At 70.1% G+C, this 25810-nt stretch carries 13 protein-coding genes; 9 read left to right on the forward strand and 4 right to left on the reverse strand.

Going from position 1 to position 25810, the window contains the following annotated elements; all coding sequences use genetic code 11:
* The first annotated feature begins 168 nt into the window (after positions 1–168).
* The 4 genes from ACZ4VK_RS28195 (at position 169) to ACZ4VK_RS28210 (ending at position 6936) form a co-directional block, all read left to right on the forward strand.
* Entirely contained in the window at positions 169–1503 is a 1335-nt protein-coding gene (locus ACZ4VK_RS28195) for a class I SAM-dependent RNA methyltransferase (protein ID WP_468357770.1), read from the forward strand.
* A gap of 402 nt (positions 1504–1905) precedes the next feature.
* Positions 1906–2226 (forward strand): hypothetical protein, encoded by a 321-nt coding sequence (locus tag ACZ4VK_RS28200; protein WP_468357773.1) that lies wholly within the window; start codon positions 1906–1908, stop codon positions 2224–2226.
* Positions 2227–2321: 95 nt separating this feature from the next.
* The gene (locus tag ACZ4VK_RS28205) at positions 2322–5630 is read left to right on the forward strand and encodes a hypothetical protein (protein ID WP_468357776.1); all 3309 of its coding nucleotides are present in this window, start codon (positions 2322–2324) and stop codon (positions 5628–5630) included.
* Between the two features lie 202 nt (positions 5631–5832).
* The gene (locus ACZ4VK_RS28210) at positions 5833–6936 is read left to right on the forward strand and encodes a tyrosine-type recombinase/integrase (RefSeq protein ID WP_468357779.1); all 1104 of its coding nucleotides are present in this window, start codon (positions 5833–5835) and stop codon (positions 6934–6936) included.
* 79 nt (positions 6937–7015) lie between these two features.
* Here the strand turns inward: ACZ4VK_RS28210 and ACZ4VK_RS28215 are convergent, their stop codons facing one another.
* From ACZ4VK_RS28215 to ACZ4VK_RS28230, 4 genes are read right to left on the reverse strand one after another with little or no spacing between them, the layout of a single operon-like run.
* The gene (locus ACZ4VK_RS28215) at positions 7016–8359 is read right to left on the reverse strand and encodes an AAA family ATPase (RefSeq protein ID WP_468357782.1); all 1344 of its coding nucleotides are present in this window, start codon (positions 8357–8359) and stop codon (positions 7016–7018) included.
* Complete coding sequence (locus tag ACZ4VK_RS28220) at positions 8356–9867, reverse strand: hypothetical protein (RefSeq protein ID WP_468357785.1); 1512 nt, start codon at positions 9865–9867, stop codon at positions 8356–8358. Before ACZ4VK_RS28220 ends, ACZ4VK_RS28215 begins: the two co-directional genes overlap by 4 nt.
* Complete coding sequence (locus tag ACZ4VK_RS28225) at positions 9864–10988, reverse strand: hypothetical protein (RefSeq protein WP_468357788.1); 1125 nt, start codon at positions 10986–10988, stop codon at positions 9864–9866. The genes ACZ4VK_RS28220 and ACZ4VK_RS28225 overlap by 4 nt, the downstream gene beginning before the upstream one ends.
* A gap of 53 nt (positions 10989–11041) precedes the next feature.
* Positions 11042–11941, reverse strand: coding sequence for a hypothetical protein (locus ACZ4VK_RS28230; RefSeq protein WP_468357791.1), 900 nt, complete (start codon positions 11939–11941; stop codon positions 11042–11044).
* A 343-nt stretch (positions 11942–12284) separates the two neighbouring features.
* On the opposite strand from ACZ4VK_RS28230, the gene ACZ4VK_RS28235 reads away from it, so the two are divergent.
* Genes ACZ4VK_RS28235 through ACZ4VK_RS28255 form a run of 5 tightly spaced genes read left to right on the forward strand, consistent with a single transcriptional unit; the run spans position 12285 to position 25797 of the window.
* The gene (locus tag ACZ4VK_RS28235) at positions 12285–13706 is read left to right on the forward strand and encodes a PD-(D/E)XK nuclease family protein (RefSeq protein ID WP_468357794.1); all 1422 of its coding nucleotides are present in this window, start codon (positions 12285–12287) and stop codon (positions 13704–13706) included.
* Positions 13703–14899 (forward strand): pPIWI_RE_Y domain-containing protein, encoded by a 1197-nt coding sequence (locus tag ACZ4VK_RS28240; RefSeq protein ID WP_468357797.1) that lies wholly within the window; start codon positions 13703–13705, stop codon positions 14897–14899. Before ACZ4VK_RS28235 ends, ACZ4VK_RS28240 begins: the two co-directional genes overlap by 4 nt.
* Positions 14892–18338, forward strand: coding sequence for a pPIWI_RE_Z domain-containing protein (locus tag ACZ4VK_RS28245; protein ID WP_468357800.1), 3447 nt, complete (start codon positions 14892–14894; stop codon positions 18336–18338). Before ACZ4VK_RS28240 ends, ACZ4VK_RS28245 begins: the two co-directional genes overlap by 8 nt.
* Positions 18339–18392: 54 nt before the next feature.
* On the forward strand, positions 18393–21272 hold the full coding sequence (locus ACZ4VK_RS28250; RefSeq protein WP_468357803.1) for a pPIWI_RE module domain-containing protein: 2880 nt from the start codon (positions 18393–18395) through the stop codon (positions 21270–21272).
* Complete coding sequence (locus ACZ4VK_RS28255; RefSeq protein ID WP_468357806.1) at positions 21259–25797, forward strand: sacsin N-terminal ATP-binding-like domain-containing protein; 4539 nt, start codon at positions 21259–21261, stop codon at positions 25795–25797. The genes ACZ4VK_RS28250 and ACZ4VK_RS28255 overlap by 14 nt, the downstream gene beginning before the upstream one ends.
* The last annotated feature ends 13 nt before the right edge of the window (positions 25798–25810 follow it).

Consider the following 25810-nt stretch of genomic DNA (forward strand, 5'->3'; position numbering starts at 1 on the left):
GGGGGGGCGGGCGGGCGGCGCCGGGGACCACTCCCTACCCGACCCCGGCGGGCCCGGGGGGGGGGGGGGCTCCCCCCCCTCACTGGTTGTTGGTGGGGGGGGGGGCGGGGGGGCGCCCCCCCACCTCTCTCATGCTCCACCTCTCTCACTCTCTGGAGTCTCCCCGCCATGCAGAACGCGAACGCGCCTGAGTCGTCGCTCATCGGGGAGGAGTACGAGGTCGAGGTCGGCCCGGTGGCCCACGGCGGCCACTGCATCGCCCGCACCGAGGAGGGCCGCGTCCTCTTCGTCCGCCACGCCCTGCCCGGCGAGAAGGTCATCGCCCGCGTCACCGAGGGCGAGGAGACCTCCCGCTTCCTGCGCGCCGACGCGATCACGATCCTCGACCCGTCCAAGGACCGCGTCGAGGCGCCCTGCCCCTTCGCGGGACCCGGCAAGTGCGGCGGCTGCGACTGGCAGCACGCCAAGCCCGGCGCCCAGCGCCGCCTCAAGGGCGAGGTCATCGCCGAGCAGCTCCAGCGGCTCGCCGGACTCACCCCCGAGGAGGCCGGCTGGGACGGCACGGTCATGCCCGCCGAGGGCGACAAGCTCCCGCCGGGCGAGGTCCCGCAGTGGCGCACCCGCGTCCAGTACGCCGTCGACGCCGAGGGCCACGCCGGTCTGCGCAAGCACCGCTCCCACGAGGTCGAGATCATCGACCACTGCATGATCGCCGCCCAGGGCGTCTCGGAGCTCGGCATCGAGAAGCGCACCTGGGAGGGCATGGCCTCGGTCGAGGCCATCGCCGCCTCCGGCTCGAACGACCGCCAGGTCATCCTGACCCCGAAGCCCGGCGGCCGCCTTCCGCTGGTGGAACTGGACAAGCCGGTCTCCGTCCTCCGCGTCGACGAGAAGGACGGCGGAGTCCACCGCGTCCACGGCCGCGCCTTCGTCCGCGAGCGGGCCGACGGACGCACCCACCGCGTCGGCAGCGGCGGCTTCTGGCAGGTCCACCCGAAGGCCGCCGACACCCTGATGCTCGCCGTGATGCAGGGCCTGACGCCCCGCAAGGGCGAGACGGCCCTCGACCTCTACTGCGGCGTCGGCCTCTTCGCGGGCGCCCTCGCCGACCGCGTCGGCGACCAGGGCGCGGTCCTCGGCATCGAGTCCGGCAAGCGCGCGGTGGAGGACGCCCGCCACAACCTGGCCGACTTCCCGCGCGTCCGCATCGAACAGGGCAAGGTCGAATCGGTCCTCCCGCGCACGGGCATCACCGAGGTCGACCTGATCGTCCTGGACCCCCCGCGCGCCGGCGCCGGCAAGCAGACGGTCCACCACCTCGCCGGCCTCGGCGCCCGCCGCATCGCCTACGTGGCCTGCGACCCGGCGGCCTTGTCCCGAGACCTGGCGTACTTCGCGGAGCGCGGCTACAAGGTGCGGACGCTGAGGGCGTTCGACCTGTTCCCGATGACGCACCATGTGGAGTGCGTGGCGATCCTTGAGCCGGTGAAGAAGGACGCCTGACCTGCGGTTTTGTGGGTGGGCTGTATGCGCGGTGTGGGCGTTGCGGGCGATGTCTTGACGCTCGTGACGCTCATTTGGCGCCCATCCTGATGGGGTGTCAGGCGCACGTTGGACAGGTCAGGGGCCCCTTAATGCATCTGGAAGTACCAGAAAAATCCTAGGGGGCTCCCAGCGCCGACCGACGCTCTCGGCCTTGTGGTGGGCCGTGCGGACATGTTGTCCGGGGCGCCATTGCCCTCCAGGGCTCTCCTCCACGGCTTTCCCACATGGCGATGTTGGCCTGGCCGTATGGTGGGGCTCGGCATGCGGCGTGGGCCATACCGGGCTCGGTGCGGTTCCGCCTCGACCGGGCGTAAGGGGGCAGAGAGGGTGGTTGTGCGGGGTGACCGGCGCGCCGTCTTGGTGACGACGGTTCTGGTCCTGGCGATTGTCGCCGGTGCGCTGTCGCTGCTGAGCTGGGACCGGGCGAACCAGGTGGCTGGCGTGGTCTCCGCGATGGTCGGCGTGGCCGCCTTGGGGGTCGGCGTCTGCGCGCTGCTGGCCCCGTCCGGGAGTGCGTCCGTACAGGTGTCCAGGACCGGGAGTGCCACGGCCACCGGCGGCGGGGACGCCAACACGGGTGCCGTCGCCTCCCCGTCCGACGGTGTGGTCTCCGTCGGGGAGACTGGTGACGCGCGGGCGGACGGTGGCAGCGCGAATACCGGTTACCGGGGGCAGGAGTAGCGGCGCATCCGATGTTGTTCCGCAGCCGCGCCGCGGTGCGCAAGTCGGGTGGATCCTCCGCTGAGGGAGCCGGAGCCTTCGCCAACAGTGGCGTGGTGATTGACAGCTCCGTGCAGGTGTTCGCCGGGCGCGCCGCCGTCTCCGGCTATCTCCTGCAGGTGGAACAGGCCCTCGCCGCCACGGACTTCCAGGGGCGTGAAAGCGAACTCGCCCAGCTGGCCGCCTTCAGCGCGCACGATGTCCCCGCGGACTGTCCCAGCGCCAGCTACTGGCGCTGGGTGGCCCCGGCGTGGGCGGGAAAGTCCGCCCTGCTGGCGCACTTCGTCCTGCACCCTCCACCCGGCGTCGATGTCGTGTCGTTCTTCATCACCTCCCGCATGGCCGCACAGAACGACGCCGCGGCCTTCTGCGAGGTCGTCCAGCGGCAGGTGTACGCCATGCTGGGCGAGGCGGAGCCGCTGAGCACCCCCGCCACGCGCGACGAGCAGATGTTGCTCGCGCTGCACCGGGCCGCACAGGGGTGCGCGGCGCGCGGCCGACGGCTCGTGCTCGTGCTGGATGGGCTGGACGAGGACCGCGGTGTGACCGCCGGTCCCGACGGCCACAGCATCGCGGCGCTGCTGCCACGCGTTCCCCCGCACGGCATGCGGATCCTCGTCGCCTGCCGGCCCCATCCGCCGGTACCGGGGGACGTGCCCGCGGACCACCCCCTGCGCAGTACGCGGATCGACCACCGTCTGGGGCCTTCCCCGCACGCCCGCGCGGCGCGCGAGGACGCGGAGCGGGATCTGCTGCGACTGCGAGACGGCGGCGGGCTGGGCTGGGACCTGGCCGCTCTGACCGTCGCGGCCGGAGGCGGGTTAAGCGCGCCCGACTTCGCGGAGCTGACCGGGAGCCCGGCGCGACTGGTCGAGCGCGAGTTGTCCGCAGTGAACGGCCGCAGCTTCCGCCGACGCTCCGGGCACTGGACGTCCGCCGGTCCGCACGTCCTTCTCTTCGCGCACGAGGAGATCCGGCGCGCCACGGCGGAACTGATCACGGACCAGGAAGTGGCAGCCCACCACAGTCGTCTGCACCAGTGGGCGGACTCCTACCGGCACGCCGGGTGGCCGGAGAGGACACCTGGGTACCTACTGCGCGGCTACACCCGATTGCTGCGTGACCAGAGGGACGCTGCCAGGCTGGTGGCGCTCGCCTGCGATACCCGGTGGCAGGAGCGGCTGTGGCGAGCGTCCGGGGCGGACCTGGAGGCGCTCAGCGCAGTGTCGTCCGCGTTCGACCTGGTGCTCGCGGACGGCCGGCGCCGCCGCGATCAGGACGTATCCGTGGCCCTGCGGCTCGCCACCGCGCGGGACGGGCTGCACGATCGGACGGCATCTCTCTCCTCCGGCCTGATCGCCCTGTGGGCCCGGCTCGGGCACCCGGCGCGCGCCGTTCATCTGGCCGAGTCGCGGCGCGACGCGTGGGACCGGGTGGCTGCCCTGAGCGCCATCGCCGGCGCCCTGGCCGCCGCCGGACGCACGGATCAGGCGGCCGCTTTGCTCGACGGAGCGGACAGCACCGAGGACCGGGACCGCTTCCTGGAAGCGATCGCCAAGGGCCTGGCGGACTCCGGTCGGCCCGTCGAAGCCCTGAGGCCGGCCCGCCGCATCAGCGACCCGGAGAGCAGGGCGGAGGCTTTCGTCGCCGCCGTCGGGGCCCTGGCCGGGGTGGCGAGGAACGCCGCAGCGGCTCAGGAGGAGGCCGGGACCCCGGGCGCCGATGCGGTTCCCTGGGCGATGGAAGCCGTCGACGCGGTCATGGCGGTGCCCAACACCGTCTCCCGGAGCGCCCTGGGCGCCTCGCTGACCGCCGCGCTCTCCCGGCTCGGTGAGCATCGCCGGGCCCTGGCGCTGGCGGAGCGTGTCGTGTCCCGTTCGGCCGGCTCCAGTGACCCCGTCCGGCGTGCGCAGTACCTCGCTCTGTTCGCCCGCGGGATGTCCACGGCACCGGGGCTCGCCCCGCAGGCCGCCGAGTTCGCCGTGATGTCGGCCCGGCTGGCGGCGGACATCGACGACCCCGACGGCGTGGACTGGGTCTACCCCCTCGTCGCCGCGGGCCTGGAGGCGACCGGGCACCACCAGCAGGCGACCGACCTGGTCAGCCGCTTCCTGAACGATCCGGAGGACGGCCTGCTCGAGATCGGCATCGCGGCCGCGGAAACCGGTGACCTCGACCGGGCCCTGGAGCTTGCCGACAGCATTGCGGAACCCCTCTACCGGGCGCGCGTCCTCAACACCGTCGGCAGGATGACGGCGGAGTCCCGTGACCCGGCGCTAACGCTGCGCCTGGCCCGGCAAGCCCGCGACGCCACCGACGAGGTGCCCTACCTCCACTGGCAGATGGCGCTGTCGGCCGACACCGCCGACTTCCTGCTGAGGGCGGCCCAGGAGGAACACGCCCACGCCGTGGTCAAGTGGGCGACGAACGTGGTGCGGAGGGGTCGGGGGCGCGGGGTGCACACCCTCATCAAGCTGGCCGTCGCAGCCGGCCGGTCCGGGCGGCCGGGCGACGCGGCCCGCCTCATCCACCGCGCCGAACAAGCCGCCGACGCGTCCGCCAGTTACGCACGCGTCCTCGACCTCGCCGAGGTAGCCGAGGGCCTGCACCGCACGAGTCGCCCCGCAGAGGGGTACGAACTCCTGCGCCGCGTAATCCACGAGAGCCGGACCCTGGCAGATCCTGCCGAGCGCGCCGAGGGCCTGCGACGGGCGGCCCAGGCATTCGGCCGCACCGGGAAACCGGACGGAGCGGCAGAGCTCGCTCAGGAGATCCTCGGCCTGGCAGCCACTGCCGACAGCCCCTCCCGCCGACGCTGGGACACGTACGCCGCCGCCGATGCCCTCCTCGCGGCGGGAGATATCGACGCGGTACTCGGGCTGGAGGACGGCCTGCCGAAGGACGCGGTCGACGAGATCCTCACCGGTGTCGTGAAAAAGCTCGTGGACACCGGTGATCTGGCCACAGCAGAGCTGATCTTCGACAGGCAAGGGGACGAGCCCGCCCTCGGCCACCTCGCGGCGGGCGTCGCAGCGACGGGGGACGTCACCCGTGCCGCCGCGCTGCTGGAGGAGATCAGCACCCCTGCCCTGCGCGAGGCGGCCACGCCGACCGTCGTCAAGGCGCTCTGCCGGGTGGGTGCCCGCACGGCGGCCCGCGCCCTGGCCGACGCCCTCGCCATACCCAAGCACCGTGGCAAAGCCCTCGCAGCGATCGCCCAGTCGCTCGGCCCCTGCTCGCAGGGACGCCTCGTGCTGATCGAGGCGCTGTGCTGGAGCCCGTGGGAGCAGGTGACCGAAGAGATCGCCGATGTGGTGCCGGAACACCTGCCCTTCCTGGCAGACCTCGTGCGGGGGGACAGCTAGATTCTGCCTGCAAAGATCATCTTGTCGTGGATCACGGGGGATACGCCGTCATATAGTCACCGACCGGGAGTGAGAGTTGCTGGCTCCGCTGATACCGCAGGCTGTCACCGGGCGGCCCAGCGCCAGACCATCACGTCATCCAGACCGGATGTTCTGCGAGATCCGTGCTGGCGTCTCCTGGCGTGATCTGCAGAACGCTACGGTGAACGGAACCACGTATCTCCGGAGGCTGAAGTCCGGCAAATGGCAGGCGACCGTCCGCAACCGGGCTGGAGACCGGTTCAGCGAGTCGTTTCCCCTCAAGGCCCAGGGCCGCGCCTGGGGTACCGAGATGGAGACCGAGTTCCCCCGCGGAAGTCTGCGGGACCCGCGAGCTGACGAGATGGCGTTTCGCGAGTGGCACGCCCGCTGGTGGCAGGCCCGCGTCGTCGAGCCCCACACGCTGCGTGGCGACGCCTCCAGCATCAAGAACCACGTGCTGCCCCACTGGGCCGACTGGGAGATGCGGGCCGTCACCCGCATGGACGTCCAGAGCTGGATTCGCGGACTGGTCGAGAAGGGGGTTGGCGCCTCGGCGATCAAGAGGGCGTACAACCTGCTGTCGTCCATCATGCGTGCGGCCGTCGACGACGATGTCATCGCGGTCAGCCCCTGCCGGACCATCGACCTGCCGCAGATCGCGATCAAGCCGCCCCAGTGGTTCACCCTCGACCAGGCGCAGAGCATCGTCGACGAGCTTCCGGCCCCGTGGCGCACCATGTGCCTGCTCGGCTTCTACACGGGCCTGCGCTGGGGCGAACTTGCCGGCCTGCATCGCCATCGGATCGACCAGCGCCGTTCCCGCTTGTTCGTGGTGGAGGTCAACACCAAGAGCGGCATCAAGGAGTACCCCAAGAGTTCGAGGAGCCGCCGGGAGGTCCCGCTCCCGCCACACGTCCTGGACGCGCTCGAACAGCACATCCACCTGCTCGACCGTGACGCCCTGGGCTTCACCACCGTCACCAAGGGCCGCGCTGGTCGTCGCCTCGACGACGGCAACTGGCGCCGCCAGACCTGGTGGCCAGCCATCGAGAACGCCCACTACTTCGACATCGACGGGGAGCAACTCTCCGTGCCGCACTCCATGCGGCAAACCTGCGCCTCGTGGCTCGTCCAGAAGGGAGTCTCGCTCTACGAGGTCCAGCACCTCCTCGGCCACGAGAGCTTCCAGACCACCCGGCGCTACGCCCACCTGCAGCCGGACGCGCACAAGGCAGTGCTGGCAGCTTGGGAGCGTTTGGACGTCCCGCTGACCTTTGCAGCGTAGACAACTCGTCCTGTCCACTGGCGTGCGTCGGATGCGCGCTGCGCCCTGCGTACAGGGCGAGATGAAGGGCGGCCTACAGCTATGGACGAGCCTGGTTCTCCAGATAGTCCATGACCACTTGGTGCGCCCGCCACCCGTCCGGGAACTTCGGTGGTACGTCGAGGTAGACCGGGCTGCTGCGGGGATGTCGGTCCAAGAGGTCGGTGATGCCGGCGCGGGCCACGACGATGCAGGCGAAGCGGTGGCGGGAGAGCAGGACGCACAGGCGGCCGGTCTCCAGATGGAAGGCGGAGGCATCCTGACGGCCGGAGAGCGGGTGCCAGACCAGTGTGACGTCGAACTCGCGGCCCTGGAGACGGTTGGCGGTGTCCACGGTGATGCCCGTGAGACCCCGCTTCTCCAGTCGCGACCGTACCGAGTCCGCCTGGATCGTACGGGCAGCTCCGATCGCGATGCGGGACTCGGTGAGCGGCTCTCCGTTCACCAGCGCCCCTCGCTCCAGCAACCGGGCCGCCGTTTCTGCCAGGGCTTCGGCCACCTCGGGGTCATCGTCGAGAGTGTGCCGAGCCGGAAGCTCCAGCAGACCCCAGCCCGACCCGGCCGCGCAGGCGAGGACGGCGTCCGACGGTGTTGCACGGTGAGGTGCGGTGCCGTAGGCGAGGACGCGGTCAGCCGCCTTGGTACCGGAGATGAAGGAGTAGAAGGGATAGAACGCCCTCTGTACGAGAGGAGCTGCCATTTCCGGCAGCCGCCAGGAGACCGGCAGTTCGTGCCGCAGCAGGTCGGAGTTGTGCGCCAGCGCCACGTCGACGGCGTTGCGTAGCGGATCCCAGGTCAGTCCCTGCCAGCGGTCGGTGTCCACTGTGGCGAAGGGGTCCAACTGCCCGGGATCGCCGACGAAGAGGACTTGTGAGTCCTCTTCGGAGAACAGTGGCGCCGTCGCCAGCAGCGCGTCCGACCGCATCTGGTAGGCCTCGTCCACGATGGCCCAGCGCCATGGAGCACACTTCTCAGGTTTGACGTACGACCACTTTTTGGCGGTGGAGACCACGACCGCCAGCTCGCGGAGGGCGTCTGCCTCGTTACTGCCCCGTACATTCGCATGCCGGCTCACGCGCTCGGGAAGACGGAAGTCGTTCGCGTGCAGGCGCCCGAGGGGAAGAGCAGGGTACTCCCGGGCGATGTTGTCGACCAGGTCGTCGACCTGTTCGTTGGTTTGCGCGACGATCATCACCTGATGGCCGGCCGATGTCAGGTGGCCGGTGGCGCGCTTGACCAGCGTGGACTTTCCCGCGCCCGGTGGAGAGTCCACCACGATGCCGCGTCCGGCGACCGAGTCCAGGCCGGACAGCACGTCGGCGACCGCCCGGTCGGCGAGGGCACCGGGTGACGTGTCGCTGTCGGGTTCCGGAGTGGCTGTCATTCCCAGACCTCTTCCGCGTCCTCGTCGGTGGGTTCGTACGGCTGTGGCGGACCGCCGTGGGTCCAGGGGGTGTCCTCCTCAGCCGGGAGCGAGGACGGCATGTTCTTGGGATCGATCGACGTGAAGGTGATCGTCTCGCCGAGGTCGGCCATGGTCCCCTCAGGCGCGGGCGGCTTGCGCTTGTTGCCGAAGCCACCGTTCAGCTGGATCAGCACGGCGGACCCGGCTCCGTCGGGGGCGATGTCTAGGATCTCGGCCTTCTGCCTCGGTCTTGCCGGGGACTTGACCGCCGTCCCCACCGCCATGGACACGGGAATTTCGCAGTGCACGGTGATTGTCGGGCGCCACAGCGGGGATCCGGGCCGCGCCCCGGGGATGGTGCGCTCTTCCTCCCGGGCCGTGACCACGCCAGTGAACGCCTCGCCCGTCAGTTCGTACTCCGCCATCACCAGCGGATCGTCATACGCGCGCTCGGCGTCGTACCGCTCCTGGGCCTCCTCCATACGGGCGAGGCGGCGGGCTGCCCCCACCGCGTGATCGCGGCGGGCCTGTGGGCGCCCGTCGTCGTCCAGATAGGTCGCGTACTCGCCGAACAGACGCCGGTCGTATGCCCGCCGTTCGGCGACGTGGTCCCCTGCGGGAAGCTCGCGCAACAGGCGGACGCCGTGCCACATCAGCTGCCAGGTCGGCAGCATCTGGGCGTGCAGCTCGCGGTCGATAGTGCGAGCGGCGGCGTCCCGCGCCCGCTCTCCGATTGCGCCGTCGTACTTCGTGATCAGTTCGTCGAGCGTGCGGTCGAAGACCGGGTCGGTCGTCGGCCCGGCGGGCGGCCACGCCGCGGGGTCTTCGCGCTCCCGGGCGGTCTCGGCCCCGGTGCGTCCGGCGGGGGGATCGATCCAGCCGAGCAGGGACGCCAGGCTCGCGTTCTCGGTGGGGCTCTGCCCAGTGGCCCAGTGGGCAGAGAGGGACCGCGTCATGGCCTGGAGCAGGGCGGAATCCGGGAACTCGGCCCGGTCGGCGAACCAGGTCAGCCACTTTCCGAGCAGGGGTACGGATGGGGAGACGGCATGCGGACCGTCTGTCGAGCGCAGCCGGGTCAGACGGCCCAGCAGCCGGACGTACGTGATCCCCCCAGCGTTCGGGACGAGGAGCTGGGGTGCGCGTAGGGGGCGCTCCCGCTCCTCCTTGTCCTTGCCGCGCCCGACCGTGTACGGCTCCTTCGGCGCGGCGCGGCATTCCTCGAAGTAGGGCAGGAGGAGGTCCGCGAGGCTCTCGACGAAGCCGAAGCGCTCGGTTCGGTCGTGGGGGCGGCGAACCGTCAGAAGCACCGGGTGGTCGGGATCCGTCCCGGCGAGAGCGGCGAGTGGCGCGCAGGCCTCGCCGGCGAGGGTGAGCGGGATGAGGACGAACGGGGTGTCGTCCACATGCTCGTGGCGCACGGTCGTCAGCCGCTCGGCGTATTCCGACGTGGATGCCCGCAGGGCGGCCACCGTGGCGATGACGCTCACGTGGTCGCACCTCCACGCAGTCGACGGAGTCGTTCGGCGGCCCGCAGCCGGATGATGACCGCCTCCTCGGCGGGGCCCGGGGCGCTGGTGCCGTCGAGGTGGCGGAGGGCGGTCCGGGTGGAGTCGATGCCGGGAAGACTGTTGCGTACCACTCCACCCAGCCGGGCCGGGTAGGCGCAGTCAGTGGCCTCGTCCCGGCAGTAGCGGGACATCTCGCAGAACGAGAGGCAGTCGGGGGTGAAGCTGGCGTCCAGCTCCCGCATCGTGGCGTCGATCTCGGCCTTCGGTCGTTCGGTGTCGAGCGTCGCGTCGGGAGAGAGGGCGTGGGCCAGGTCTTCGGCCCGGCGCAGACGCGATAACTGGAACCGCAGGGCGTCGAGTTCCTGGCGGAGGTCGATCAGCTTTCCGTAGGGCCGGTTGGAGAAGTCCTTCGGGCAGATGAGAAGGAATCTGTGGGCGATCGCCTTGGGATCGAGGCCGAGTTCGGTGAACGTCTGCCGCAGGGCGAGGACGCTGACCGCGGCCTGTTTCGTGGTTTGGGCGACCGACGAGGGGTTCGCCTGGCCGTCGATGGCCGGGAAGGAGCGGATCTCCACCACGTAGAACTGTCCGCCGGCGCGGTGGCTGAGGGCTTGAGGTATCACGTGGGCGGTCTGACCGGCGACCTCCAGGGTCAGGACGGGACGGTCCAGGATCAGCCGCTCGTCGGTGCCAGCCGCCAGGCGGTTCAGAAGCCGCCGACTCTCGCCCGCCCGCACTGCGAGTGAAGCGTCGCCGCCCACCTCGGTCAGATCGGCTACCGCGGCTTCCTCGACGGGGACATCGAGTTGCTCCCGGAGCAGGCGGATGAGCTCCGCGTAGCCGCCCCATTTGACCAGGGCCTCGAAGCTCTGCTCGCGCCGGATCGCGAAGGGGGACTGGCCGAAACGCGGCTCATGGCCCAGACGTTGGGCGAGCAACGCCTTGTCCACGCCCGCTGCGTCGAGTACGGCGCGGCGGGAGCAGGCCGGGTTGGCCGTGAGGGCGGTGATCTTGCGTGCCGTGTACTCCTGCGGGGGCCGCGGTCCGCGCAGGACGGCGAGCCTTCCCGGAGAGGGAACAGAGGGGTGCTGCGGAGGCATCTTCTCTTCTTACGCGGAATTCTGTGGCGGCACCGGAGGGATCCGGTAGTCGGTCAGATGGTGAAGCCGGCTGAACCACGCAGGGCATCGTGCAGGGGCGGGGCCCCGAAGAGTTGCTGTACTTCTGTGAGTTGGCCGCGTGCGCGGTCGGCGGTCGTGAGACGCAGGGAGTAGTCCGCCTCCTGGTGCACTGCGGCCTCCGTGCGTGCTGCGGAGATCACGCGTTCGGGGTCGATTTCATCATCGTCGTACGCACCGGGGATGTTGAGCGCGAAACGGCGCAGCAGTTGGCGGGCCGCGCCGGAGGGTGCGTGTCCGGCAACGTCGAGTCGCAGGATCTGCTCGGCGGTGCCGATGGCGTGGACAAGGAAGTCGGCACGCGGGCTCAGCGGGCCGACGATGCGCTGCTCCAGGGGCCAGACAGATACGGCGAGGAGACCGCGGGCGGGTGTGAGCCGGTCGTGGGTGAGGGCGGCACAGATGTAGTAGGGGCGGGCGTAGCCCTGTGCGGTGAAGGACCTTTCCTCGTCCCGGCGGAGGGAGGCGAGTTTCGTCGCGACCAGCGGCTCGGTGAAGAAGGCCTGGTATACGGATGAGATCAGCTTGGGCGACGCGGGAGCGCCGAGCAGGGTGAGCGCCTGGTGTACCTGCTCGCGGACCGGGACGGCGCCGTGGGTGGACTGCTTCCCGTGGGCCTGGAGCCGGAACGAGGATGCGGTCCAGGCGGTGGTGGCAGGTGTCGAGGTTCCGGCGGGTGAGGAAGGGGCCGCGGCAGATGGCGCGGCTCCCTCTGCCTCCTCGGCGTCGAGGGCTCGCTCCCACGCGGCCTCCGCCTCGCGCAGTTCGGCGCGGATGCGGACGGTGGCCGCGTCGTCGCGGGCGCGTCGAGCCTCTCGCAGGAGGGCGCGAAGGCGCGACAGGCGTTCCTCGAGCTCCTCCAGCGATGCGGTCATGGGCGCACTGTACCGTCGATCCCTTTGATTTCCAAGGTTCTCCAAAGAGTTCCAAAGTTGTGCGCTACGCTCGGCGGCACGGCCTCGGAGTTCACGACGGCCGGCCTGACTCCGTGCTTCGGCCGGGAGGGGGAACGACATGACGTACGACGTGCCGTGGCGTGTGCCGCAGTGGATGACGGGGGACGAGGGACCGGTCCGGATCGGGCCGGGCACAGGAGGGGGAGCGGACGAGCCGCACGTCTGCCCGGCCCGCGACGCGGCGAAGGCTCGGCCAGGACTTCGGGCGCGGGTGCCCTCGCAGCTTCCCAGGGGAGAGCACGAGACCTTCACGCTCGGTCCCGTGTGCGCAGCGCTGGACCAGATCGAGTTCGGCGGCGCCACGGTGGACGAGGCGCTCGGAGCCCTGTCCGGCCACCGGCCTGCTCTGCACGAGGGGCACCGGACCTACGTGGAGCACGCGGTGCGGCAGTACACGAGCCAGGGGCCGGATGCCTTCGTGCCCGTCCAGCCGTACTGGGCGGTACGCAAGGACAATGGCCGGCGCTGGGAGCTCTACGCATGGTGGCGCCGCTACCAGTCGGCCGACGGCAAGGTGCGCGAGTACCGGCGGCTGAGACACGGGGACGCCCGTGCGTCGAGCCGGGGTGAGATCGCGGTCGCCGCGTACACCGCGGCGTTCGGAGCCGACGCGGCGTGGCCGCGCCGCTGGAACCAGGAGTTCGTGATCCACGGCTCTCCCGGGCCCGTCGCGAGGGTCAGGATCATCGAGATCGGCCTGGGCGACGGATCGCGGACCGTTCAGTTCGACGGAACTGCGGAGGAGGCCAAGGCGTACTACGAGGCGCACGGCGACCCCCACGTGAGGAATGTGGTCAGGGGCGGTCCGGAGCGCCCCGGTGCGGCCTGCTTCGACTGCAAGCAGTTCACCGGGTGTGAGGCGGTGTCCCGGTCTCCGGGGGTACTGGCACTGCCCTCCCGCCGGTTACCGCTGCGGAAGGTGTCCATCAGTGACCTCAGGTACCACGCCGCCTGCCCGGCGCAGGCCCTGCTGCGCTCTCTGCACCTGCCGAAAACCGGCGAGTACAGCGACGCGGCCAAGCTCGGCCAGGCCGTGCACGGTTGGGTCGAGACGCTCCACCGCCGCACCGGCCCCATTCCCTGCACGCGCGGCGACATGCCCCCGCCGGGGGAGAACTGGACCGCCGACCGGTGGAGGGTCCCGGACGAGGAGGCGGAGACGGGCCGCGCCATGCTCCTGCAGCATGTGGACTCGTGCCCCTTCCAGCTTCCCGAGGCCATCGAGCGGGTCGAATGCGAACCGACCCGGGTGTTTCACGACACGGCGGCCCAGGCGCTGGTCGTGGCCAAACCCGATCTGCTCTACAGGGAGGACGGTTCCTGGGTATGGCGGGAGCTCAAGACCACCCGCACTCCTGCTCGCATCGGCAAGGATCCGTTGGACGCGTATCCGCAGCTCGCCCTGGCCGTCGTCCTGCTTGCCCAGGGGGAGCTGGGCGGTGACCCCTCCGGATCGAGGGTGGAACTGGAGGTCCTCCGTCCCGATGGATCCGACCCCCACGTCATCGACCCGATGGACGCGGAGCGCCTGGCCAAGGCGCGAGCGGTGCTCCGACGGTACGCCGGCCCCTGGCGCGAGGACCGTGCGTGGGAGGCACGACCGGGCCGGCACTGCCACCAGTGCCCGGTCTCGCGGTGGTGCCCGAGCGCCCAAGCCCCTGCCGACGCGGAGGAGAAGGCGTGATCACCCAGACCCCACCGAACTCCGGGGCAGCCCGATCCGGCCTGGTTTCCCGACCGTCCGCGGGCTCGGACGAACCCCTGCTCCGGGAGATCGCCAGTGCGCTGGTCCGTCTGTCCCGGCAGCGCGGCGTGCCCCACCCGATCTATCCGGCCCAGGTCCAGAACGCCTACAACCGACTCGTCCTGCACTGCCTGCGACACGGAGTCGAACCGCCGGGCAGCATTCCCGAGATGGTGCGCTGGGCCTGCGAACGACCGCTGACGTGCTGGCCGCTGGACCTGCCTCCCGAAGCCCTTGGGGCCGCCGGCACGCTCGTGGATCCCCAGACGAGACTGCCGCACCAGCTGTGCCTCGAGTGGGAGGTGGATGCGGCGGACCCCGCCGCAGAGATCTTCGAGAACCAGCGCATGCTAGAGGCACTCACCGTATGCCGGGCAGCAGGCGATCCTGCGGCGTACACCGCCTTCCGGTCCCTGCTGACCACCCGGCCCGTACTCACCGGCGCGGAGCTCGCCCTGCTCGGTGGGGACCCGGAGTGCGGACTCCTGCTCCACCACGTCATCAGACAGTGCTACGAACCCGTCCCTGCGACCTATCGACGCGACGGCGGGTACCAGCAGTGCGGACGCTGCCGCTGCCTGATGGTGCCACTGCCCGGCGGAGGTCACCGCTGCGAGCTGGACCGCTGCCGCCGTGACGTCACCGCCGCTGTCCTCGTTCCGGTACGTCCCGACCGCAGCGGGCTCCACCAGCTCAGCCGCCCCCTGCGGATGTTCGTCACCAGTCCGGGCCTGGCAGAGAACGACATCGGGGCAACCCTCAAGAGACGCTTCGGCATCGACGCCGAGATGTGGCCCCAGTTCGACGCGTACGACTTGCGCGTCCCGCTGCCGGGAGGCCGGTACTGGGCCGTGGACGTCAAGGACCGGGTGAACCCGGTTTTGCTCGCACGCACACTCACCCGCTTCCGGACCGACCCGCCCTTCGAGCGAGCCTTCCTGGTCGTGCCCCGCTATCGATTCCGCGAGAACGAGGCGTACGGACGACAGTTCCGCCGAAATCTTCCCGAAGATCTGGCAGGGAACATCACCCTGCTCGACGACCGGACCTTCCTGCGTCTCGTGGCCGAGCAGATCGCCGACCGGACGGACGCCGCCGGATCCCCTCGCCGCCAAGGAGACCACCATGCGTGATCGCAGCAGCTGGCACCGTCGTTGCTCCCGCCAGCTCACCGATGTATGGCCGGATGGCCTCGGTGCGTTCCGGGTCGCCGATCTCCTCGACGTCGAACTGGGCCTCTATCTGCTGCAGAGCGTGGCGCCCACGCGCGCCGCACTCGACGTGTGGCCCCTCCTCGGCGGATACCCCCACAGCGAAGCGCTCGGGGACGTCCGCTCCGACGAACAGCGGCTGCGCATCCTGCGCGCCCGCCACCACCTGTGGGTCCTCAGACGCGGACACGCTTGGTCTGAGGCGCTGGAGGCATACCTACGCGTGCCGCAGCAGCTGCGCGGATACGACCTCGAAAGCGTCGACGCGGTCCCGCGTCGACGCGTACCCGCCCGGGCAGCGCGTCGTTTCGAAGTGTTCGAAGAGCTGCTCACCACAGGACCCGAGTTCGCGACCCGCCGTGTTCCGCTCGCTGGATCGGGCGAGCACACCTTCCGGGCCCAGGACCGGCTCCACTCGGTCGAGATCACCGACGACCTGCTGCTCGGCGCCCTCCCCAGGTCGCACGCCCTCGACGCGGCACCCGCCGGGCGCGGGGAACCCGTAGATGTGACCTGGGAAGAACTCGAGTCGGCGGCCGCAGCCATGGACGCGAAGGAGGAGGTCATCGGCGGCTCCCGAAGTGGATGGCGCGGTCGACTGAGCCGTGTCCGGTTACTCGTCCGGGACGAGGCCGTCGGCCGGTTCACGCGTGGCGAGCGCCTCAGGATCGACCAGCTGCTCCACATGGTCGGCATGGTCGGTGCGGGCAAGTCGACCCTCCGCGACATCCTCACCTACCACCTGGTCACCCGGACGTCGCGCCGTGTCACCCTGGTCGTCGGCGACGTCGCCGAAACCCTGGCCGTCGTCGAGCTGTTCAAGCGGCTCGGGGTAGCGGCGGCACCCATCCTCGGCCACTCCACGCGAGAGCGGAACATCGGACGCCTGCACCGCCGCACCGCGGTGGCGGGCGCCGACACCATGCTGGGACACGACCACCCCGGCTTCGCGTACTTGAGCAGTGCCTGCCCCGTGGACGTGCTGCGCGGCATGGAGGCACGCAGGCCCCTCGGCATCAGGGAAGCCCCGTGCCTCGGGCTGTACCCGGCTGTGGACCAGGAAGAGACCCCAGACGATCCACTGGTCGAAGCGGAGAACCCGGCCGGCCGAAGGCCGCGCCCCAAGCCTCAGCGGAAGCTGTGCCCGTTGTGGAACCGCTGTCCGAGACATCGCGGCGCCCGGGACCTCGTCGATGCCCGCGTCTGGGTTGCGACCCCCGCTGGGCTGGTGCACAGCTCCGTGCCACAGCACCAGCACGACGAGCAGATCCGTTACCTGGAACTCGCCTGCCGACTCAGCGACCTGATCATCGTCGATGAGGCGGACCGCGTGCAGATGCAGCTCGACACCGTGTTCGCCCCGGCCAGCACCCTCGTCGGCACCTACCCGAACTCATGGTTCGACGAGGTCGCCGTCCACAAGTTCCAGCAGATGGCCCGAGACGGGCGACTCCAGCTGTCCGAACGCGACGTCGACGACTGGACGAACGCCGTCAACACCGTGGGTGCCGCCACCGACCGGCTCTATTCGCTCCTGGTCAAGGACGGGGAGCTGCGGCAGTGGATCAGCGTCGACTACTTCAGCGCGTTCACCCTGCACAACCTGCTGATCGACAGCTGGTTCCCCGGGCGGGACGCGGGCGACCAACCACCGTCCGCGGCACGGCTGCTGGACGAAGCGTTGCTGCGTTTCCGGGACGACCCCCTGCACGAGCACGAGAGCACTGGTAACGGCGACCAGGTGACCCCCCTGGTCAACACCTTCGTCCACCTGGCCCTCGAACTGCTCCACGCCCCCCAGGGCGCCCGCACCCGGGAACGGCTCCGCTCCACCCTCACTGCTGTCGTGGGCTACGACTCCGGAGTCCTCGACCGGATCGACGTACAGGCCCGACGCTTCGAGTTCACCCTGCTCCTCGCCGCGCTCCACAGCAGACTCGACTTCATGACCATCCTGTGGCCGCGCGTCGAGGCCGCACTCCACCTGGAGAACGCGTCGAACGTCCTTTCCCGCAGACCTCCGAAGGACTACGAGGCGGTCATCCCCGAATCACCGATGGGCAACGTCCTCGGCTTCCAGTTTCGTCTCACGGACTCGGAGCGCGACGGCGACCGCAGCGGTGAGCTGCGCTTCTTCCACTGCAACGGTGTGGGGCGCGAACTCCTCATGAGAATGGGCGACCTGTGTCGGGTGGACAGCCGACCCGCCCCCCACGTTCTGCTCATGTCCGCGACCAGCTGGGCCGGCACCTCCAGCCGGTACCACCTGCACGCCGATGTGGGAGCCGTGCTTCGCCCGCGGGACGAGGAGGTCGAGGCCGTCCTCGGCACCGAGTTCCGCAAGGAGTTCCTCCACTGGCCGGGCAGCGAAGGGCCGCGGCCCCTGCGGCTGTCGGGCTGCCCCCCGAAGGAGCGGCCCCAGGCGCTCGTCGAGATGCTCCGGCAGCTCGCGGTTCCTGACCTCAGCCTGCCCGGCGCATCGAGCATGCTCGACACCGAGCTGGACGAGATCCCTGACCAGGATCGGCGCCGCATCCTGCTCCTCGTCGGCAGCTACGACGAGGCGCGGCGCGCGGCCGAGTACCTCAACGGGATCCCCGAGTGGAACGGCCGTGTCGTCCAGCTCGTCTCGGACGACGCGGACGCCGACACCGCCTGGGCCCGGCTGCCGGAGGACCCCGCGGTGCGCACCCTCACCCGAGGCGACGTGCATTCCTTCGCGAAGACCGGCGGCGAACTCCTGGTCGCGCCGCTGCTCGCGGTGGAACGAGGGCACAACATCGTGCTGAGCACGGGCAAGGCGGCGATCGGCAGCGTCTACTTCCTCGCCCGGCCCCACCCTCGGCCCGACGACATCGCCCTCGCCATCCAATCGATCAACGATTGGGCGGTACGCCAGCTCCGGGACGCCGGAAGGGTCTTCACACAGGCGACGCTCGCGGCTGCCACGCCGCACCAGGCCGCCATCGGGTTCCGTAGTCGCGCCCGCCGCCAGTGGAACCGGTACCTCACCCGCCGAATGGCCTGGTCCAGCCTCCGGGACGACGAGAAGGTCGCCTTCACCTGGGACCAGCTGGTCGTGATGTGGCAGGTGATCGGCCGCCTCGTACGCGGTGGTGTGCCTGCCAGGGTGGCCTTCGTGGACGCGGCCTTCTCACCCCGCGAGGCGGGATTCGAGGCTGCCGACACCCCGGGCACCAGCCTGCTGGCGAGCATGCGCGCCGTGCTGGCCCCCTACTTCGACGAGCCCGGCATCGTCGCTCAAGGTGCCGAAGCTCCACCGGAACCTTCTCCGATCGACAAGTCGCTCGTCCGCGAACTGTACGAGCCGCTCTATCGCGCCCTCGTCCACATGGGCTGAAACCGCGGCTGCCCGTCGCCCCACACCTTCCTCCGATCTGAGGAGACTCACAAGATGGCGTACCAGCACGTACGGACCGCCTCGTACATGCCTGACCCGACGCAGGGGCCTTTCCCCGTCCTACGGCACACCCTCTCGCTGCCCGCTCACTGGGAGGAGCCGCTCGGCCAGCTGCGTGACCATGGCCGGCCAGAGGGCCGATGGCACGGTCCACGCCGCATCCCCACCCGGGAGATCAACCAGCTGATCCGTACCACCGCCCCGGACGTCGTCACCGTAGCGTCCAACGCCACATTCGGAACGGACTCCCCCTGGCTTTACTGCGCCGAGCCGTTTCCCGCCCCGGTGACCAACCTCTACGCCGCCACCTGGCTCAGGAATCTCCCCCGCGATTCCGATGATCCGGGTGCACGGCGTCTGCTCGCGGAGTGCTTCCGCGAGCTGGACACCGGAAGCCTGACCTGGCGCGCAGACACCATCGACCTGCTCGAACAGCAGCCTTCTCCCGGTGGCACCGCCAAGCCCACCCGTCTGGTGTACCGACTGCTCCCCGACGAACTGGCCGCACGCATCGCACGTCAGGGTGCCTACGAGCACGGAGGTCGGCAGCTCACCTTCCACCAGGTCGCCGGCGTCGGCGGGGGGTACGACGCCGGAAGCAGCAGCGCGGAACTGATGTCGTGGCCGCCGATCGAATACCGGCCCACGGGTAGGGGCGGCGAGCGCAAGCAGTCGTACTACGCGGCCACCCTCCGCGTCGGCGTGCGCACCGTCCCGTTCTCGCCGGTTCCTCGGATTCATCTCAGCGCGGGAATCCGCCGGTTCGTCACCGGAAAGGTCTGGATGCCTTTCCGTAAGGGTGTCTCGGTCTATCTACTGCCAGAGATCTCGCTCGTGCCGGACGCACCGGTATCTCGGCGACTCTCGGTTGCCATGCTGCAGTGGCGCAACGGCACCACGGATTGGAGGCAGGGCGGCCCCAGCGGCATGCTCGCCGCCGTCGCCGCGCTCGACGGTCTCCCGTCGGTGGATCGACTGGTCAAGGAGGCCGACCACTGGATCGGGGACGGGAAGGACGGCATCAGGCTGGCGGTCGGTCACCAGGCCGCCATGGGCAGACACCCCATCGGGACCGGACTGATGCCCAGCGAACGCCGCCGGCTCATCGAGTGGGCCGAGCAAGTGCTGGCCCCCGAGTTCGTCCCCGCCCCGAAGCTCCAGCGCAGCCGGTATGGTCGCCCGCCTGTCAGACAGCTCACGAAGCGGCCCTCCATGCCCAAGAACGCCACCACCGAAGAGCTCGCCGCCCTCCTGGAGCGGACGGAACGGACCGCTGCGGACAACGCACGGGTGCGACGCGCGGCGCTCGCCGCGACGCTGGACGGCACCGACCTCGTCGGCTTCCTGGTTCACCAGACCGACGACCAGCGGGACCGGCTCGCCGCCACCGCTGAGAGCGCGCTCGGGCTCACAGAATTTCGGCGGGAACAAGGACCGGAGACATGGGTATGGGAGGCCGAGGAGCTCACCGTGCGGCTCCACGCCCACCCGCTGGGTGAGTTGGGATCCCCTCTCGGAGCGGAGGACCGGCCGCCGCGCGCGGGACAGGACCACGACCAGGCCATCCGTGAGCGGCGCGGACGGGTCGCCGAAGCGATGACCCGCCTGAGGGAGCAGGTACCCGGGGCTCGGATCGCCCTTGTCGAGCTGGAAGGAAGCGAAGCGTTCCAAGGTCCCGCGAGGCGTACCGACCCCAAGTACGCGATCCGGCTCGGGTGCGCGGACGCAGGTTTGGTCACCCAGTTCATCCGCCCCCTGGACACCGCGATGGACAAGGCTGACGCCGAGAAGGACGCCGCCCTGCGGGCCGAAGCGGCCTGGGCGGACGGCCTTCGGCAGACCGGGATGCGCCTGGTACCCCAGCACACTCTCGGCGATCGCATCCCTTCCGGACTGAACCAGGTGGCCTTCCATCTGGTCGAGCGCCGGATCGACGGTCCCACGGGCAGGGCACAGTTCACCCCGATCGCCGTGCTGCTCCGGCCGGACGCACCGTGTGTTCTCGGACGGACCGCGGACGCCTCGGAGTGGATGCCCTACCCGGACCTGCTCCGGATCCTGACCGGACGAGTGCGGGGGAATGATCTGAGGACCTCGGCGCAGCAGTCGGCAGTCACGGCAGCCTTCATCAGGAGGACCCTGGCGAGTCTGCGCGGCACGCCGACCCTGGTCCTGGCCCACGCACAAGACGTGCGCAAGCGCTGGCCGTGGCTCACCAACGGCGGGCTCGAGGTGGATCGGATCGGCCTCGACGGGGGCCCCGCGCAGCGAATCGGTCTCTACGGCAAGCACCTCCGGGTCGTCAGAGTCGCTGACAGCGGCCGTGACGAGACGCCCCAGTGGTGGGCGGAACGGGAGGAGCGCGAGGAAGAGTTGGCCGGGCAACAGCGGGGCGGCTTCGGCATGGGACTGTGGGTGCCCGACGAGCCCGGAACCCCCGGCCGTGTCTTCTACAGCACGGCGGACAAGGCGAGCACGCAGACGAAGTTGACGAACGACGACGCGAAGCTGACCCCTCACGTCAACCCCGCTGGCCGGAGCGCCTACCGGCCGACGGTGAACGCGTGGAACCCCGAGCTACTGGAGCTCACCCTGGCCTGCCTTCAGCCTGGAGACGACCCCGAGGCATGGGCCGCGTTCGTCCACCAACAGCGCATCTGCAAGGACGACTACCGGGACGTGCTCGGCCTGCCGCTCGCTCTCCACCTCGCACGGCTCGCGGACGAGTACGCACTGCCGCACGACGAGGAGGAGGCGGTGGACCCGACGGCGGGGCCGGTCGCAGGGACCGGCGTCGAAGACGGCCCAGGGCAGCTCGCATTCGACTTCGACACCGATGAGGACGACGAGGACCAGGCACATGGGAACGCGTGACACGAAGGCGGCCGCGCGGGCCGTCGGGTTCGCCGACCGCATCTTCGATCAGGAGGAAATGCGGGACGCGAACGCCGTACCGGAGCCGGAGGGCGGTGAAGCGACGGCCGCAGCCGTCGAGCACCTGGGCAAACGGTTCGCGACACTGCCCGGGATGGTTCGCCACGCCTTCGGCCGGACCCGGGACCACGCGGGCAACCTTTCGAGTGATCCACTGCAGGGCCTGTCCGAGATCGTGCAGAACTCGGAGGATCTCGGCGCCTCAGAAGTGCGCATCCTCACCAGGGAGCGAGACCTTCTCGTTGCCCATAACGGTGCCCCGGTGCGGTTGCCGGACGTAGTGGCCCTGGCCATGCCGTGGCTGTCCAGCAAGGCGGACGAAGCCGAATCCACAGGGCGGTTCGGCATCGGGCTGATGACGCTGCAGTCGCTTTCTCCCCATCTGGAAGTGCACAGTGGCCACTACCGGGTGCGCATCGGCGATCCCTATGTCTCCGTCGCCGAACCGCTCGTCGTACCGGACTGGTTCGCGGACGACGCCTGGACCGTGCTCCGCGTTCCCTTTGCACCCGGTGCGCTCGACGCGGAGAGCGTCGACGGGTGGCTCGCTGCCTGGACCTCCGGCGCGCTGCTCTTCCTCGACCACGTATCCGACGTCACGCACCTGGATACCCAGGGCGGCGTCCGGCACCGGCTCGCTCTATCCCGGGAGCCCGGACCCGGCTTCGAGGCCGAGGTCGGTGGTGGACCGGCAGAGGTGGGGACCCACCTCGCCCGTGCGGCCACTGGGACTCGATGGCTGGTGTGCCGTACCACTGTGCCCAGTCCCCCGGGCATCGACAGGGCGCACAAGGCTGCCGGACCCACCACGACTCTCGCCGTCGCCCTCCCGCTCGGACACGGCGGTCCCGGACGGATCCACGTCGGTCTGCCGGTTCAGGAGATCGGGCCGGCCCTCTGGACGAGTGCGCAGTTCGACCCGCTCGCCAGCCGGCAGGCGCTCGACGAAACCCCGTGGAACCGTGCGCTCGTTCCATTGGTGGCCGATCTGTGGACGGCAGCCGTTCTGCGGCAGTTCCGGCAGGATCCGGTGAACGCCTGGAGTGCTGTTCCCCTGCCGGATCACGTCCGTGACGGGCGCAATCCGGCTGCTGTGATGGAACAGCGGTTGCTCGACCACGCCCGGCGTCTGGTGTCCGCGAAGCTGCTCCTGGAGGTCCCGGGGGAGGGTCTCCTCGATCTCGAGTCGCTTGCCGTGGAGGACGAAGAACTCGAAGGTGCCGTGACCGAGGAGGAGGTCGCCCGTCTGGCTGATGTGCACGCCGCGCTGCCCGGAGCGATGCGAGACCCGGACGGCAGGTGGCGGGAGGTGTTGTCGGATTGGGAGGAGAACGGTGTCGGCGCACCGGCCCGGGTCGAGGTGTACGACACGCTGGACCTCCTTGGCGACGGGAGCCGATCACCACGAGCGACGGTCCGACTGGTCGCGCGAGTCATCGAAGCGGGCTGGAGCGGCCTCCTGTCGTCACGTGATTGGCTCGTGGACAGTTCCGGTACGCAGTACGGCATGCGCGGCTCTGTACCCGTGCTGTTCGCCGCCACTCCTCGTGGGCTGGGAGTCGAACTGGGGCTCACCCGTGAGATCCACCCGGACTTTCTGGCCGACACCGACGACGCGCGGTCGGTCCGGGAATGGCTCGGCAAGCAAGGGGTACTGCTCAACGACGACGACCCGGCAGCGGTGATTCAGCGTCTCGCAGACTTCGGGGGTGCGCGAGGTGGAGCTGGGCTTGTCCTCACGGATGAGCAGCTCGTGGCGCTGCGGGACGGTTTCGCACACGTACCGGAGAGCCGCCGTGAGCTGTGGGGCAGGAAGGTCGGGCTGGCAGTGCGGCTCCAAGGCCACCGCTACACCACCGACGGAGCACGGGAGGACGTGGAGATCGCACCCGCCCGGGCCTATCTTCCGTCCGGGCTGGACAGCGCCGAGCACGACGAGAGCTTCGCCTTCGCCGCCGGCTCGACTTCCGGCCCGGCGTGGCTGCGATCGCGTTACGCCAAGGTGTTGCAAGGCGGCAGCATCGGAGCCCTGAGATTTCTCCGGTTGCTTGGTGCCGAGACGGCTCCCCGGCCGCGCAGTCATCCTGGACAGCACTCGCGGTTCGAACGAGGCGCCAGAGGACTTCCCTCAGCCTTCGCCTCGGGTTCGAAGGCGCGCACGGAAGCGCTGGAGGCTCTTCGCGCGACCTACACCCTCAACGATTACGACTGCCCCGACCTGTATGCCGTGGCAACCGATATCGCGAAGGACGACGACTCTGCACGTCGCCGACGCAGGGCGGCCGCGCTTCTCCACGTACTCGGCCGCTCATGGAGTCGCTTCTCCGAACATGCCGAGGTCGGCGCGGCTTTCGACTACCACACATGGCACGACCGAGGGCGGACGGCCGCCCTATGGCTCTGGCAACTACGCGAGGTGGCCTGGCTGGACGATCGGAACGGCACTCCGTCCAGCCCCTTCCGGCTCCGTACCCGCACCGCGGGCACCGTGGCCGTCTACGGGGACGCCCAATTCCTGCATCCGGACATCCAGGAGCAGGCACGGCGGCGTACCGAGGTACTCCGAGCCCTGGACGTCGTCGGAGACGCCCGTACCCGCGATCTCGTCGAGTGCCTGCGGCGGCTCCGTCGTGAGGAGAAGGACGGGGCTGAACGAAACGCCCCCGCCGCAATGATCGTCTACGAAGCCCTGGCCGAGCGCGCCACCGGAAGGGGGACTTCGGGCGGATCGGGAGAGATGCCGTTCAGCGAAGTCCTTCGTGCCTTCACCACAGGCGAAGGGCTGGTCCTCACGAACTCCGGCTGGCGGCGCCCGGGCGAGTGCCTCATCGGCGAGCCACTGTTCGGAGCGTCACGGGCCTTCGCTCCCGTGTTCACTGGTGGCGAGGCGTTCTGGACGCGGCTCGGGGCGCGTCGGCCGACCGTCGACGACGCTGTGAAGGTGATCAGGGAGTTGGCGCAGCAGGACAGGAGGGAGCGACGGAACGTTCCGGAGGGAACCACTCAATCGGTAGTCCTGGAGACCCTGAAGATGCTCCGTCGCCCCTCTGCCGTCCGGTCGGAGGAGCTGACAGCCGGGCGGCTGGGAAGACTTCCCCTGGTCACGAGCAAGGGATGGCTTAGCAAGCGGCCTGTGTACGCGGTCGAGGACCCCATGGTCGCCGACGGCTTGGGCCGTGACCACGCCGTGTGGCGGCCGGGAGCAGAGCTGGATCAGTTCCGTCCACTGGCCGGGGCCCTGCGCCTCACGTGGATCGGGGTGGAGCAACTCAGTGTGCACAGCTCCATTGTCGCTTCGCACGATCCGGACGCGACGGACCTGGTCCGCGCGGCTGTCACCCATCTGCGCGAGGACCTGCAACGCAACGCCCCGGAGGTGGCCCGCGGCCTGGACGGCTCCTGGGACGGACTCGCGGCACTCACGGTGAGCGTGGCACCGGACCTGATCTGCCGGGTGGAACTGTCCGGTACTCCGGTGGAAGTATCCGTCGACGCCGGTGTCGACTGGGCTTCCAGCACCCTGTACGTCCGTGACCTGTCAGCGGTGAACCGGCCCTCTGCGGGCGGTGCTTCGATCGCCACCAAGTTCCCTGGACACCGCAGGGCGGCGGCCCTTGCCTGGACCGCCGCGTGTGACCGGGCGGAGCGGGGCCGCGCCGCCGTGGACCTTAGCCTCGCGGAGGATCAGGTCCGCCGTGAACAGGAAGCCGCCGTCGCCGAACGCGATCGTCGGCTCATGGAGATGCGGGAAGAGGCGGACCGACGCGGCCGGACGAACGGACGGGAAAGGCGTCCGGTTGCGGGAGCCCCGTCGACGATCAGTGGCCGGGCGCCCGCACTACCCGCGATCCCGCACGGCCGGGACCCCTCCGTCCCGGCCGTGCGGCCCCCCGCTTCGTTCCGCCGACTGGTGGATCCCGCCACCCTCCGTCTCGTCGTGGACCGGGGAAACCTCACGGCACCGCAATCCGGGGCCGGGCCCGCGACGGGCACCGCCCCGAAGAAGGGCCCGGCCGGCCTGCCCCAGCCCCGGTCCGGCTCGGCCGTCCCCCAGCAGCGCACCGCCGCACGTCCCTATACGGCCGTGGAGCAGGAGAAGGCGGCACTGGACCTCGTACGCCGGGCTCTGGCGCTGGACGAGACCGAGCTGCGTGACCTGAGGGCTCAGCACGGTTTGGGGGCGGACGCAGTGGACGAGCTGGCCCGGTTCTACGAACTCAAGACGTACGGCGGTGCCGAGCCGGACACGATCCAGCTCACCCCTGCGGAGTTCCAGCGGGCGATCGAAAGCGACGATTTCTTCCTTGTGGTCGTCTCCGGTTTGGAGGCCGGAGCCGCACCGGTCACCGTACGGATCATCCTGGAGCCGTTGAAGCACCTGCCCTACCGTCCGAGCAGCAACGTACTCGTCTCCGGCATCCGGGGCGCGCAGAGCCTTGTCTACCCGTTCGAGAGCACGGAGTAATCCTCGGCCGTGA

This window comes from Streptomyces sp. NPDC028711 (genome assembly GCF_055565415.1).